The organism is Streptococcus constellatus subsp. constellatus, from assembly GCF_023167545.1.
Taxonomy (GTDB): Bacteria; Bacillota; Bacilli; order Lactobacillales; family Streptococcaceae; genus Streptococcus; species Streptococcus constellatus.
Map to the genome: position 1 here is coordinate 1830278 of NZ_AP014647.1, position 12977 is coordinate 1843254.

Annotated in this window: 14 protein-coding genes and 2 pseudogenes; 6 read left to right on the plus strand and 10 right to left on the minus strand. The window is 37.1% G+C overall.

The features are described from left to right. Nucleotides 1-199 precede the first annotated feature (199 nt). Nucleotides 200-1726 (minus strand): IS1182 family transposase, encoded by a 1527-nt coding sequence (locus tag SCSC_RS09025; protein WP_115342911.1) that lies wholly within the window; start codon nt 1724-1726, stop codon nt 200-202. Between SCSC_RS09025 and SCSC_RS09030 the strand changes: the two are divergent. After that, a pseudogene (locus tag SCSC_RS09030) lies at nt 1687-1880 on the plus strand (hypothetical protein). The gene SCSC_RS09025 and the pseudogene SCSC_RS09030 overlap by 40 nt on opposite strands. On the opposite strand, the gene SCSC_RS09035 reads toward SCSC_RS09030, so the two are convergent. The 4 genes from SCSC_RS09035 to hisS form a co-directional block, all read right to left on the minus strand. Next, a complete protein-coding gene (locus SCSC_RS09035; protein ID WP_003071527.1) occupies nt 1850-2785 on the minus strand; it encodes a YitT family protein in 936 nt (311 codons plus the stop codon). The pseudogene SCSC_RS09030 and the gene SCSC_RS09035 sit on opposite strands and share 31 nt — an antisense overlap. Further along, a complete protein-coding gene (gene aspS, locus SCSC_RS09040; RefSeq protein WP_037565463.1) occupies nt 2772-4526 on the minus strand; it encodes an aspartate--tRNA ligase in 1755 nt (584 codons plus the stop codon). Before aspS ends, SCSC_RS09035 begins: the two co-directional genes overlap by 14 nt. Nucleotides 4527-4644: 118 nt before the next feature. Next, nucleotides 4645-4851 carry a hypothetical protein gene (locus SCSC_RS09045; RefSeq protein WP_003075368.1) on the minus strand — a complete coding sequence of 69 codons (207 nt, stop codon included), beginning with the start codon at nt 4849-4851 and terminating at the stop codon, nt 4645-4647. A gap of 72 nt (nt 4852-4923) precedes the next feature. Then, entirely contained in the window at nt 4924-6204 is a 1281-nt protein-coding gene (gene hisS / locus SCSC_RS09050; protein WP_006269335.1) for a histidine--tRNA ligase, read from the minus strand. A gap of 227 nt (nt 6205-6431) precedes the next feature. Between hisS and rpmF the strand changes: the two genes are divergently transcribed. From rpmF to SCSC_RS09065, 3 genes are all read left to right on the plus strand, one after another. Further along, nucleotides 6432-6614, plus strand: coding sequence for a 50S ribosomal protein L32 (rpmF, locus tag SCSC_RS09055; protein ID WP_003071531.1), 183 nt, complete (start codon nt 6432-6434; stop codon nt 6612-6614). Nucleotides 6615-6629: 15 nt separating this feature from the next. Next, nucleotides 6630-6779: a 50S ribosomal protein L33 gene (rpmG, locus tag SCSC_RS09060; RefSeq protein ID WP_003026692.1), complete on the plus strand. Its 150-nt coding sequence runs from the start codon at nt 6630-6632 to the stop codon at nt 6777-6779. 169 nt (nt 6780-6948) lie between these two features. Next, nucleotides 6949-7416, plus strand: a complete 468-nt coding sequence (locus SCSC_RS09065; protein ID WP_006269327.1) for a DUF1643 domain-containing protein — start codon at nt 6949-6951, stop codon at nt 7414-7416. Between the two features lie 429 nt (nt 7417-7845). Here the strand turns inward: SCSC_RS09065 and SCSC_RS09070 are convergent. From SCSC_RS09070 to SCSC_RS09080, 3 genes and pseudogenes are all read right to left on the minus strand, one after another. Continuing rightward, nucleotides 7846-7959, minus strand: a pseudogene (locus SCSC_RS09070) (GNAT family N-acetyltransferase); the annotation flags it as partial. A gap of 7 nt (nt 7960-7966) precedes the next feature. Further along, complete coding sequence (locus SCSC_RS09075) at nt 7967-8107, minus strand: hypothetical protein (RefSeq protein WP_006269025.1); 141 nt, start codon at nt 8105-8107, stop codon at nt 7967-7969. Between the two features lie 10 nt (nt 8108-8117). Then, the gene (locus tag SCSC_RS09080) at nt 8118-8987 is read right to left on the minus strand and encodes a cation diffusion facilitator family transporter (RefSeq protein WP_006269331.1); all 870 of its coding nucleotides are present in this window, start codon (nt 8985-8987) and stop codon (nt 8118-8120) included. A 170-nt stretch (nt 8988-9157) separates the two neighbouring features. On the opposite strand from SCSC_RS09080, the gene SCSC_RS09085 reads away from it, so the two are divergent. Together SCSC_RS09085 and SCSC_RS09090 are read left to right on the plus strand one after the other, a co-directional pair. After that, the gene (locus SCSC_RS09085) at nt 9158-9679 is read left to right on the plus strand and encodes a TetR/AcrR family transcriptional regulator (protein WP_006269333.1); all 522 of its coding nucleotides are present in this window, start codon (nt 9158-9160) and stop codon (nt 9677-9679) included. A 63-nt stretch (nt 9680-9742) separates the two neighbouring features. Continuing rightward, nucleotides 9743-10912: a CynX/NimT family MFS transporter gene (locus SCSC_RS09090; protein ID WP_006269334.1), complete on the plus strand. Its 1170-nt coding sequence runs from the start codon at nt 9743-9745 to the stop codon at nt 10910-10912. A gap of 70 nt (nt 10913-10982) precedes the next feature. Here SCSC_RS09090 and SCSC_RS09095 read toward each other — a convergent pair whose 3' ends face one another. Together SCSC_RS09095 and SCSC_RS09100 are read right to left on the minus strand one after the other, a co-directional pair. Next, nucleotides 10983-12227 carry a S41 family peptidase gene (locus tag SCSC_RS09095; RefSeq protein ID WP_006269329.1) on the minus strand — a complete coding sequence of 415 codons (1245 nt, stop codon included), beginning with the start codon at nt 12225-12227 and terminating at the stop codon, nt 10983-10985. Beyond that, nucleotides 12214-12810: a DNA-3-methyladenine glycosylase gene (locus SCSC_RS09100; protein WP_003071561.1), complete on the minus strand. Its 597-nt coding sequence runs from the start codon at nt 12808-12810 to the stop codon at nt 12214-12216. Before SCSC_RS09100 ends, SCSC_RS09095 begins: the two co-directional genes overlap by 14 nt. Between the last annotated feature and the right edge of the window lie 167 nt (nt 12811-12977).

The window sequence follows — 12977 nt, forward strand, 5'->3', positions numbered from 1 at the left end:
GCTTTTTGAACCCAGCTATTGTATCTTTGATTTATTTCATTCTATACTTTAACACAAAAACTTTTTAGCTCACTTCCTATTGATTTTGATCTTAAAAAAAGGAAGACAGTCTTAAAGGTGTCTAACAAAAAGAGTCTGAGACAAAATAGTTCTCAGTCACAAAAAAGCTAGAGATTCCCAATTATGGAACTCTAGCTTTTTAAGTTTGAGTCGTTCTCTTATTGTATTTAAGGAGATTATTGGCCATGAGCACTAAACCCATGTCAATTTTCACCTGACGCTTGCCTCTTAGGTTACATCTCTTGTAACCCAAATAAGCCTTTATCTGCCCAAAGACAGGTTCCACATCAATCTTACGTTGATTGAAAATCTGTCTACCTTCGGGAGATAAAAGCGCTTGGCATTCTTTAGCTTTTAAGTGTTGATAACGTTCGTTGATATATAGTCCCTTTTGAGGGGCTGATTTAGGTTCATCAGCGTAGTAAACCTTGATTTCCTGTTGAAAGTCCGTCTGTGTTTTCTGATGTTTGATATGATGAAAACGATAGCACCAGCCATCAGGATGAGTGTAGCTATCCTCCTTGTCATCATAGTACCAATTCGCTAAGTTTCTAGCCGACTGTTTATACCCTTTCTTCTGTTCCTGATCAAACATGGCATATTTAATCAGATGGTTCACCTCATTTTCATCTAAACGAAGGAGGTTCTCTTCACTTCCATAGCCGGCATCTGCGACAACGGTCTTCAAGTCATGTGGATAAGTTTCAAGGAATGGCAGGAGAGTCTTGGTATCTGTCGGATTTGAGAAGACATCATAATGAAGAACAAATTGATTTTCAGTAGCGATTTGAAGATTGTAAGCAGCCTTGAGTTGACCATTCTTCATGTGGTCTTCTTTCATCCGCATAAAAGTGGCATCTGTATCTGTTTTGGAAAAGCTGTTACGCCCTTCAAATGTCTCTTGGTAGCCTTCATATTTTTCAGCACGTACTGAAAAATCATCCTTGACTTTACGCAGGACTTTCTTGAGTTTCCGACGTTGAGTTTTACGTTCATCCTTTCCTTTAACGGGTGTCTCCTCAATGTCTTGGTTCAGTTTTTCCAATTCTTCTTCGAGGACTTGAGCGAATTCAATCAACTGCTCTGAAGCAATCGGTTCTTCTTCGTCCAGCCTAATGGCCTGATGGATAAGGGGAGTGATTTCTTCTTGAAAATAGACCTGTATCTGTTCTTGAAGTTTGACGGAAAACTTGTCTGTGGCCTTTTTCCACACGAAACTATACTTGTTAGCGTTGGCTTCAATCTTAGTCCCGTCAATAAACAGACAATCTAAGGTCACTAACTCTTCCATTTTTAAACGAAGATTGAGGTCAATGAAAAGATCACGAATGAGGTCTTCCATCCCTTTAGCGACTCGAAATCGATTGATAGTGCGGTAGCTGACAACCAACTGTCCTGTTAGGTACTGCATAGCCAGATTTTCAATCATCATTTTTTCGATTTTTCGTCCAGAGAAAATCCCTTGCGAGTAGGCAAATAGTAGAGCGGCTAAAAGCATTTTAGGGTGATAAGACGGGCGACCAAAGTTATGATAGAACGTGTGGAAGTGACGATCCTCCAAGGCATTCACCACTTTTTCAATAGTAAAGACGAGATGGTCTTGTGGCAAGAAAGAACTGATTTCTAGTGGTAAAGTTGTTTGATTTGTGTTATAGTGAATATGCATGGGATAGCCTTTCTAAATGGTTTATTGGGCAATTCTATTTTAGCAAGACTATCGTAACCATGCAAAAAGCAACGGCAAATCCGTTGCTTTTTTTGTAGCAAAGGGACTATTGTCCCAGACTCTTTATTCTTCCACGAAACGTCCAAGAATGTGAACATTATCCGCTACCGATACAAAAGCATGCGGGTCTACTTTTCGCATGATATGCTTGAATTCATTAAATTCAGCACGCGTAATAACTGTAATCAAAACTGCTTTTTTCTCATGATTGTAGGTACCTTCTGCACCATTAATAATCGTTGCACCACGATGCAACTTATTGTGGATTTTTTCAATAACGGCTTCAGGATAACTGGTAATAATCATAGCTTGCATCCTCTTTTGCTTGGTAAAGACGGCATCTGTCACCCGACTCGAAACAAAAATCGTAATCATCGAATAAAGCGCATATTTCCACCCAAAGGTCACACCCGCAATAATCATAATCATACCATTGACAATAAAAGAAATATTTCCGACATTTCTGCCCGTTTTCTTCCGAACTGTCAAACTGACAATGTCTGTCCCACCACTAGAAATATTGGAACGCAAAGCAAAACCAATCCCCATTCCCATAATGACCCCACCAAACAATGCATTGATAATTGGGTCATTTGTTAAACTCACTTCAGGAACAAACTGGATAAACAGTGAGCTCATGGAAACCGTAATAAAAGTAAACACCGTAAACTTGTGCCCAATTTGATACCAAGCCAAGATCATTAGTGGGATATTGATGAGATAAAAAGTTACAGAAACAGGAATGGCAAATCCCAAAAAACGTGTACTTAAAGCGGCTAAAATCTGTGCCAATCCCGTCGCCCCACTTGAGTACACATGCCCTGGTTGAAAGAAGAGATTAACTGCAACAGCAGATAAAAAACCATAGATTAGTGAAGCAGATATTTTTTCATCATACTTCTTACGGGAGATACTTTTAAGCACTTGTATCAATTTAAAATTATAAGCCAAACGGCGCAAATAATAACGAAATCGTTTATAAATCTTAGTTTTCTTCATGAGTTTCTACTTGTAAACTTAATTCCTCAAGCTGCTTAGTGTCAACTAGACTTGGCGCCTGTGTCATAGGATCACTTGCTTTATTATTTTTAGGAAAAGCAATCACTTCGCGGATATTTTCCTCACCAGCTAGCAACATGACAAAGCGATCTAGTCCGATAGCTAACCCACCATGTGGTGGAAAGCCGTAATCCATAGCTTCTAGCAAGAAACCAAACTGATTAGTAGCTGCTTCTTTAGAAAAACCAAGGGCTTTAAACATTCGTTCTTGCAAATCTTTATGGTTAATACGAAGACTTCCACCACCCAATTCATAACCATTCAAGACAATATCATAAGCAATAGCACGAACTTTACTCAAATCACCTTCTAACTCATGAGCTGTGTCTGCTTGTGGAAGGGTGAATGGGTGATGTGCACTCATATAACGTCCTTCCTCTTCTGACCATTCAAACATTGGCCAATCCACTACCCAAAGATAATTAAATTTCGACTCATCAATCAAGCCTAGTTCTTTTGCCAAACGGACACGAAGTGCACCCAAAGTTGCATTAGCAACTTGTACAGTATCAGCTACAAAGAGAACCAAATCATTTTCTTCAAGCTGTAAAGCATCCGTCAACTCACTTGTCAAATCTTTCAAAAATTTAGCAATTGGACCATTTAATTCATCTGAGGCCACTTTGACCCAAGCAAGTCCTTTTGCACCATATTGTTTTGCCTGCTCTGTCAACTTATCAATATCTTTACGAGAATATTTATCAGCAGCATTTTTCACAACAATAGCTTTAACTACTGGTGCTTCTGAAAAAACTTTAAAGTCAATCTCCTTGACAATATCTGTCAAGTCTTGCAAAAGCATTTCAAAACGAGTATCTGGTTTATCACTTCCATATAAAGTCATTGCATCATCATATGTCATTCGTGGGAATGGTAGTGTAACCTCAATCCCCTTTGTTTCTTTCATCACTCGAGCAATCAAGCCTTCTGTAATATCTTGGATTTCTTGATCAGAAAGAAATGAAGTTTCCAAGTCAACCTGTGTAAACTCTGGTTGACGATCTCCACGCAAATCCTCATCACGGAAACACTTCACAACTTGATAATAACGATCAAAACCAGCATTCATCAACAATTGTTTTGTAATCTGAGGACTTTGTGGCAATGCATAGAAATGCCCTTGGTTCACTCGACTTGGCACCAAATAATCACGCGCACCTTCTGGAGTTGATTTCGTAAGAAACGGAGTTTCTACATCAATAAACTCAAGCTCATCTAAGTAATTACGAATTGAATGTGTTACTTTAGCTCGTAATTTCAAATTTGCTAACATTTCAGGACGTCGAAGATCTAAATACCGATAACGAAGGCGCGTATCATCATTCGCTTCAATACCATCTTTAATTTCAAATGGAGTTGTTTTGGCTGTATTGAGAATTGTCAAAGTCTCCACATACAGTTCAACAGTTCCTGTTGCAAGTTTATCATTTGCCTGTGTACGTGCTTCTACTTTTCCAGTCACTTCAATAACATATTCGCTTCGCAACTTTTCGGCAGTTCCCATGACTTCTTTAGTCACATTCTCGGGATTGATAACCAGCTGCATAATGCCTTCGCGGTCACGTAAATCAATGAAAATCAAGCCTCCTAAGTCACGACGACGAGATACCCAGCCTTTTAAAGTGATTTCTTGACCGACATGTTCACTACGAACACGTCCAGCATACATTGAACGTCTCATTTTTATTCTCCAAACTTTTAATTCTTTTACTATTTTACCACAAAAGAGATGAAAAAGAAGTCCGCTTTTCAAAAACTTCTTATCTTAACCTAATCTCTCATAAAAAGGAGATTAAGTTTCATTTCTTAATCTCTCTTTCATATAATTCAGGATGCAAAATCTTAACAACATAACTTGAGGCTAAGCGCAACAGTCCTGCCGCTAAGCCAAAAATCGGTGCTAAAAATCGAAAGAAAAAGTCTCCTCTCACAAAATAAGCAATACCACCTATTACTAAAAAAACTATTATAAATTGAAGTATAGATGGAATGACAATTTTTTTCATCAGTTATTCAACCTCTGTTCACCTTACACAAATAATAGCAGAAAGCTAGTACCTAGTTTTTGCACTTCTCAACTAAAATCCTACTTGCTTAAAAATTGCTTGAAAATCTTCTTGGATCTGATTTAAATCGACAATTAATTCTTCACGCGTTTGGTTGTTTTTGACAGTGACTTGCTTGCTTTCAATTTCACTTTCGCCAAGAGTTATTAACACTTTAGCACCAAAGGTATCTGCTGACTTGAATTGCGCTTTTAACTTACGATTTAAATAATCACGCTCAACTGTAAACCCTTGCCTGCGAAGTGCTTGCACAATTTCCAATGCTGTATTATTAGCACCTTCTCCCAAAACTGCAATATAAACATCTAAGCTATTCTCTAGCGGCAATTCCACACCTTGCTTTTTAAGAACGAGGAGGAGGCGCTCCACACCCATTCCAAAGCCAAACCCAGCTGTCTCTGGCCCACCAAAATAAGCAACAAGGCTATCATAACGACCCCCTGCACAAATTGTCAGTTCATTATCTGCTACATCTGCGGTAAATTCAAAAATCGTATGATTATAATAATCTAATCCACGAACCATATTGGTATTGATGGTATAAGGAATTTCCAGCGCCTCCAACAGCGACCGCACAGCTTGAAAATGAGTTTGGCTTTCTTCATCTAGATAATCCAAAATAGATGGTGCATTTCCAACAGCAAGTTTATCTTCTTTTTCCTTACTGTCTAATACACGAAGAGGATTCTCTTCCAAACGCCGTTGGCTATCTTTAGACAGATTGTCTTTTAATGGCATCAAATAATCAATCAAGGCCTGACGGTAAGTGGCACGACTTTCCGCATTCCCCAGACTGTTCAATTGCAATGTCACATTGCGAATACCAATTTCATTAAAAAATTGGGCTGCCATAGCAATCGTCTCTACATCGGTCGCAGGATTGTTTGAGCCAAAACACTCTACACCAATCTGATGAAATTCCCGCAAACGACCAGCTTGTGGACGCTCATATCGAAACATTGAACCCATATAGTAAAGTTTTACCGGTTTTTGGATTTCTGGTGCAAATAGCTTATTTTCCACATAAGAACGTACGACAGGTGCTGTCCCTTCAGGACGCAAGGTAATATGGCGATCGCCTTTATCGTAAAAATCATACATTTCTTTCGTCACAATATCGGTCGTATCCCCAACAGAGCGACTGATCACTTCATAGTGCTCAAACAGTGGTGTGCGAATTTCAGCATAGTTGTATTTTTTAAAAGTATTACGAGCAAATTCTTCCACATACTGCCATTTCCCAGAATCCTTTGGAAGAATATCTTGTGTGCCCTTTGGTTTTTGTAATTTCATAGTCTTTCCTCGAATTTATATAATATAATTATTGTACCACAAGTCCGTTATTTTGCGAGACATTTGAAAATATTTCCCATAGAAAACTTCCCTTTGCTGAAAAAAACTGGCTAGTTTGTCAAAAAAATTGTCAAGTAACTTTACTTTACAAAAAAAATTTGATATACTACTAAAGTTGATGAAATTCATCATTGAATAGATTTTAAAAACTAAAAGGAGAATTTAAAATGGCAGTACCTGCACGTCGCACTTCAAAAGCGAAAAAAAACAAACGTCGCACTCACTACAAAATTACAGCTCCATCTGTAACTTTTGATGAAACTACTGGAGATTACTCACGTTCTCACCGTGTATCCCTCAAAGGATACTACAAAGGACGTAAAATCGCTAAAGCTGCTGCAGCTGAATAATAGAAGGGAGCTATCATGCGCGTAAATATTACACTTGAACACAAAGCATCTGGTGAACGCTTGTACCTTACTTCTAAAAACAAACGTAACACTCCAGACCGTCTTCAATTGAAAAAATACTCACCAAAACTTCGCAAGCACGTTGTGTTTACAGAAGTGAAATAAGAGTTAAATACAAATCAATACAAAAGAAAAATGCTGATTTCAAGCGTTTTTTCTTTTTGTCAATTGCGATATATTGCACTGTATTTCAATTTAATCTCTACCTTTTTTAACACCTAGTTTGACTATGTTTTTAATCAATAGTATATAATATAAAAAAGGAGAATCAATCGTGGAAAAGAAAGCTATTATATCTAAAGATAAGATTTATCGTTACAAACTATCTCGTACGTGGGACTCCACAAAACCTACAATTCTATTTATTGGATTAAACCCATCAATCACTGATGAAAATATTGATGATCCTACAATCACTAGATGCATAAATTTCGCAAAAGATTGGGGATATGGAACTTTACTTATGGCTAATTTATTTGCTTTTAGAAGTACTTATCCGAAAGATATATATTTAATTGATGATCCTATCGGAAAAGATAATGATTATTATCTTTTAGAATGTGTAACACAGTCTGATTTAATAGTTGCTTGTTGGGGAAACAATGGTACTTACATGAACAGGGAAAAAGTCATTACGGAACTAGTACCAAATCTATATTGTCTTCAGAAAAACAAAAATGGAACTCCACATCATCCCCTCAGGCCGCCTAGAAATATTCATCCAGTACCATTCAACTTCTAATATCATTTTTCAAAAAATAGATATTTTCTCGAAAGAACTTGATTCTTCATTATAATAGACATTCATTTTTGTCTGTTTCAATAGACTTTTGCATTATTTCCCTAATGCTAAGTTGATAAACTAAGGAAGTGCTACTATTATGAAGAAACTACTCCCCCATTTCTATTGATGGTATCAGCTATCCTTCTTGTCGCTTTGTTCAACCAAGGGAAATCAATTATTATATGGTGAGTATTACTGGTATTGACCATGAATATTATAAAAAAGTAGAGAATCATACGACAATAAATAATAATGACTATACTTTTGGAGGGCAGTACAATAATGCTAGTGTGATTTTTATATTGTTTAAATAGTCTGCAGATTATTACTCCTAAAATACTATAAATTATTTATCTAATTCATATATAGAAGAGGATAGGGATTCCCTTATTCATCACGTACTATTCCTTTATACATTTCAAATCCCATATGTTCGTAGAAACCTTTGGCAAGAGATTTCTGTTCGTTAACAGCTAAATCACGAATCAAATATCTGCTTATTCACATTTTAGCAGTTTCCTATCTCTATGACAAGCTGAGCTACTTTTGCAACATCTAGGAAACAAATACCCCAACTGTCTTCTTTTGAAAATTTGTTGATAACAGATTTAACACTTTTCAACAACTCCTTAACAGCGGAATGCTCCATTTTTTTCTCCTCATTCCTCATTCTCTCCACCAATACAGCATTCTTCATGCTCATCTAAACTTTCATCTGCTTGAATGGTGACTTTTTTAATTCCATATATTTTAAGATGTTGGCGAATAAGCTGTTGAGTTTCTGCTTGTTGTTCGGGATGTTTCATGCAAATATGAATCATCGCAAATTTTTCTAGTCCATCGGTTGTCCAAACATTTAACTGAGTTATTGCTTGGATATTCTCAATTGTTTGAATTTCTGCATAAAGATCGTTCAAATTCACATCACTCGGTACGTGATCAAGAAAGATTTGAACATTTTCCCAAAACTTTGGTAGTGCTTTACTTAAGATAAAGGTCGAAATGATGAGCGAAAGCAACGGATCAAGAAAATACCAGTTTGTAAAACGAAGAATAAAGGATACGAAAATAACAGCCAACCAACCTAAAATATCTTCTAGGAAATGCAGACTAAGAATAGATTCATTGTGTGTACGTCCATGACTAACCACCCTGCTAGCTGCAAAGTTGATCACAATTGCAAAAATGCCTAAGACAAGCATACCGTCGTAGTTCACCCGTTCAGGTGCAAATAATTTAGGAACATTTTCAACCAGAATAAGAATAGAACCCACTATTAAAATGGTAGAGGTCAACATGGCTCCCAGTAAACTATACCGTTTATAGCCTAATGTATAGTTTCTATCACCTCGTCTATTGGAAATTCTTTCAAAAAATGCTGATAAGCCAATTGCTAAAGCATCACCCGTATCATGCACCGCATCTGCTAGCACAGCACTAGAATTAAAAAGAACACCAAAGGTAAATTCAATAATTGCAAAAGAAAAATTTAACAAAAATGCAATCCAGACATTTTTACTTGATTTCATGATCTTCTCCTTCTAATTGCACATTGAGATTTCATTTTATTTGTTGTATAATGTATTCAAAACAAAACACTTTGTTCACTTATATTATCTACTATTTTAATGGAGGAAACAAGAAACAAATCTAATGCTTCGTTTGATAGCGTACATTTAGGGAGATTTGTTCGGAAACGATGGATAGACGAGTTAAAAAATCACGCACAGCCATTTATCAGGCTTTTCTCACTCTTTTGAATGAAAAAAGTTATGAGTCCCTCACAGTTCAAGAAATCATTGACCTTGCAGATGTCGGTCGGTCGACTTTCTATGCTCATTTTGAGACAAAAGAGGCACTACTTGAAGAAATGTGCCAAGATTTGTTCCAGCATACGTTTATTGAGCGCTACCAAGCAAGTGAGCTTTTTGATGCAACAGCTCATATTTTTTACCATTTCAGGAAAAATCAAGATAAAATAGCCACTTTATTATTATCTAAAAATATCTATTTTATTAATCGTTTAAAATTAGAGCTAGAACACTATCTCTTTCCTCTCATTCGCGAAAAGCTATTGACACAAAAATCTAATTTACCAGAACCATTTTTAAAAAACTATGTCACAACAACTTTTATCGAAACAGTTACTTGGTGGCTAGGACAACGAAATAAAATTGAAGAAGCCACTATTACATCCTACTATCTGGAGCTCATGCACTAATATAGAGCTATAATTTCAGCTATTTCTATGGTATAATTTTCTAAGAACCCCTTAGGAGTATTTATGAAAAAACAACATTCTATCTTTTTATTACCAGGAATTATCATGGTGGGTGTCGCTTTGCGGACGCCTTTTACAACGCTTCCAACTGTTTTAACGAACATTGCTAGTGGGCTTCATGTTTCGGTGAGCTCACTTGGTCTTTTGACCAGTCTGCCTTTGATCATGTTCGCTCTCTGTTCTTCATTTTCAGCGCGTTTAGCGAGTAAAATTGGGCTAGAAAAACTGTTTGCTCTTGTCCTCGCTCTTCTTACAATCGGCTCTTTAATTCGGATTTTTAATCTACCACTCCTTTATATGGGAACCATTCTTATTGGAGCTTCCATTGCAGTGCTTAACGTATTACTTCCAAGCGTCATCCAAGCCAACCAACCGCATCGGATCGGGCTATTGACAACGATGTATATCACTTCTATGGGATTATCAACAGCTATCGCTTCCTCTATTGCTGTGCCCATAACAGAAGCCAGTTCATGGAAAGGGTTGGTGCTTTGTCTGACAGCCATCTGTCTTTTAGCATTTTTAGTTTGGTTGCCAAATACTTCCTACAATCACTACTTAGTCAGCAAAGACAAATCAAGTCAAGGCAACACTATTTGGAAAAATAAAAAAGTCTGGGCTATTATTATTTTTGGTGGTCTGCAATCATTGCTTTTTTATACTTGTCTAACCTGGCTACCAACTATGGCAACGCAAGCTGGCATTTCAAATGCTTCTGCTGGATTTTTAGCTTCTGTTTTTAATCTGATTAGTCTGCCATTTTCAATGACCATTCCCAGCTTGACAACTCGACTCTCTCCTCGTTATCGCCTCATCATGCTCGGTCTAATATCATCATCCGCTCTTATCGGCATTAGCATGTTACTGATACAGACAAATAATTTTATGTATTGGCTCATTATCAACATTCTAATTGGTACAGCCGTAAGTGCACTCTTCCCTTATCTTATGGTTACTTTTTCAATGAAAACAAGCAGCCCTGATCAGACTGCACAGCTATCTGGATTAGCACAAACAGGCGGGTATGTCCTTGCTGCTTTTGGTCCAGCTCTCTTTGGTTACAGTGCAGATTTTTTCCGCTCTTGGATACCAGCTATCGTCATTTTGCTTGTTCTTACAATCATCATGATTATTGCGCTCTTTTATGTAGAAAAATCTGATAAAATTTTATAAAAAAAACGAGAATGAAATTCGAAACTAGATTTCTATGAAATCACACGTTCGGCTTCATTCTCTTTTTTCTTTAACAAAGTTTGAGACATTCTTCTAAATCAATATCTCGCTCTAAATGCTCTGGTGTCCAAGGGATGAAAATATCTGGTATCACTCCTTTATCATTCATTCCTTGTCCTTTATCAACGGCAAGGCTCCGTGAAGTCGGAAATACAAATTCATAATCCCCAAAATCCACTGTGCAGCAATTAGAATAATCTAAAATTCCTAGAGTTGGTCTACCTATCACGGTAACTTTGTCAAATGCTTTCATCATCGAAACGAAATTATCCCCTGATGAACCACAGTAGACATCCGACAAAATAAACAATTTTTCTGGTTTTGCTTGTCCAGTCACATCTGGTAAAATCGCTTCATCTGATTGATCATAAAGTACATACCCCTTGTCTTTATTGACAGCCAATTCAGTTATAAACTGCTCCAGCATATTTCGAGTTTCAGGCGAAATATCTTCTTGCCTTAGCATTGCTTGAAAATCTTGTAAACGCAGTTCTACATTACGCTTAGTATATAAAATTTCCATACTATCATCAGAAAAAGTCACGTCCTTAAAACTTTTGCCATCAGAAAGTGCATATTGCAATAAAGGAAAATACAACGAATCCGATCCACCATGATTAACACGCACATCAACAATAACATTCTTTGCTGTGCTAATAGCCGAGCTACTTTCTTGGTATAAGTTTGCAATGGCTTCTTCATCAAAGAAATTTTCCATTTTCAAATATAGAGTTTCTTCTGATAATTGTTTATATTCAAAAGCAGGAGTGTGTGTAGTCAATTTTGTTTCCTGTACTGAAATTGTCTGCTCTTGCCCATTTCGCAGCAAGGTCACCGTATCAGATTTAGCCACAAAGTAGGCCCACTCCATATATTGGCGCTCTTCTGTCTCACTGACAAAATAATCACGATACACTTGATAAAATGCTGGAATTGTTTGATTATCTATCAAAATTATCTGGTCTGCAACGCGTAAGTCCGTATCAGGATTTGCATTCAGTATATATAGTCGATTCTCAAATTTTCTCAGCCGAAACCCTAGTGCCTGCCGATGTTTGGGATGAAAACTAACGTGACTAATGATTCCAAAACTTGCCAGATAACACCGCATTTGATAAAGAAAATCCTCATCCTTCATCTCGTTTGTGATTTGCCTGCGATACATGTCTGGATCTGCTCCTTTTAGATCCTTTTTGGTTGACGAATCCTGTTTCATCATCGCCACAACCTGTTCAAAAATTTCAATTTTCGTCATCAAGTGTTCTCCTCCATGTTTCTTCATCTGGTAATAACCCTATTTTTGCAATTTTTGACACATGACGATTGCCAGCTACATAAAAGCAAAGTGGCTCTTCTCGCCAATGATCTGTACAGGTGACGCCGATTCGTGGACGTGAACTAATTTGCAAAGGAAGTGCATCGGCTGCCAGTTGCAAACGTGATTCTTGTACATTCTGACCATCAAAAGCTTTACTAATCCCTACAAATTTAGTTAATTTCCCCGGACCATTAGCAAGTAATGTACCATCTGGTAATTCCAAGGCCCGAATCAAGACGGCTTCTGCTATATTTTCAGCCCTCGTCACTAAATTCAGCATCTGATGACCGTAAATCTGATAGACATACCAATGCCCTGCTGATAAATACATAGATTCATTTTTCGGACTGCGTTTACCATGCGCACTATGGCAAGCACTATCTTTTGCACCCAGATAAGCTTCCGTTTCAACAATTCTTCCTACGGGTTTTCCATCCAAACAAAGTTGCATGCCAAGCAAGGCTTTTGCTGTGGCAATTGTATCTACTCGCATCAGCTCTTGAAATTCTTTTGAAATCATGGTCTTATTATAACATGAATTTCACACAAAAAAGCAATCGTATTTGTCCAACTTTTGAAGGCAGTACAATTCGATTGCTTTTTTCTTTAGGAGATTAGTATGAGAAAAGTTTTTTAGGATTATCTATAGTATAAGAAAGTTAACTTAAATTTGCCTTAAGGCTTTAC

Excerpts from the sequence above, each read along its gene's own strand:
- SCSC_RS09035 (WP_003071527.1), bottom strand. The coding sequence starts at position 2,785 with ATGAAGAAAACTAAGATTTATAAACGATTTCGTTATTATTTGCGCCGT.
- aspS (WP_037565463.1), bottom strand. The coding sequence starts at position 4,526 with ATGAGACGTTCAATGTATGCTGGACGTGTTCGTAGTGAACATGTCGGT.
- SCSC_RS09095 (WP_006269329.1), bottom strand. The coding sequence starts at position 12,227 with ATGACGAAAATTGAAATTTTTGAACAGGTTGTGGCGATGATGAAACAG.
- SCSC_RS09100 (WP_003071561.1), bottom strand. The coding sequence starts at position 12,810 with ATGATTTCAAAAGAATTTCAAGAGCTGATGCGAGTAGATACAATTGCC.
- rpmF (WP_003071531.1), top strand. The coding sequence starts at position 6,432 with ATGGCAGTACCTGCACGTCGCACTTCAAAAGCGAAAAAAAACAAACGT.
- SCSC_RS09080 (WP_006269331.1), bottom strand. The coding sequence starts at position 8,987 with ATGAAATCAAGTAAAAATGTCTGGATTGCATTTTTGTTAAATTTTTCT.
- rpmG (WP_003026692.1), top strand. The coding sequence starts at position 6,630 with ATGCGCGTAAATATTACACTTGAACACAAAGCATCTGGTGAACGCTTG.
- SCSC_RS09090 (WP_006269334.1), top strand. The coding sequence starts at position 9,743 with ATGAAAAAACAACATTCTATCTTTTTATTACCAGGAATTATCATGGTG.
- SCSC_RS09085 (WP_006269333.1), top strand. The coding sequence starts at position 9,158 with ATGGATAGACGAGTTAAAAAATCACGCACAGCCATTTATCAGGCTTTT.
- hisS (WP_006269335.1), bottom strand. The coding sequence starts at position 6,204 with ATGAAATTACAAAAACCAAAGGGCACACAAGATATTCTTCCAAAGGAT.
- SCSC_RS09075 (WP_006269025.1), bottom strand. The coding sequence starts at position 8,107 with ATGGAGCATTCCGCTGTTAAGGAGTTGTTGAAAAGTGTTAAATCTGTT.
- SCSC_RS09025 (WP_115342911.1), bottom strand. The coding sequence starts at position 1,726 with ATGCATATTCACTATAACACAAATCAAACAACTTTACCACTAGAAATC.
- SCSC_RS09045 (WP_003075368.1), bottom strand. The coding sequence starts at position 4,851 with ATGAAAAAAATTGTCATTCCATCTATACTTCAATTTATAATAGTTTTT.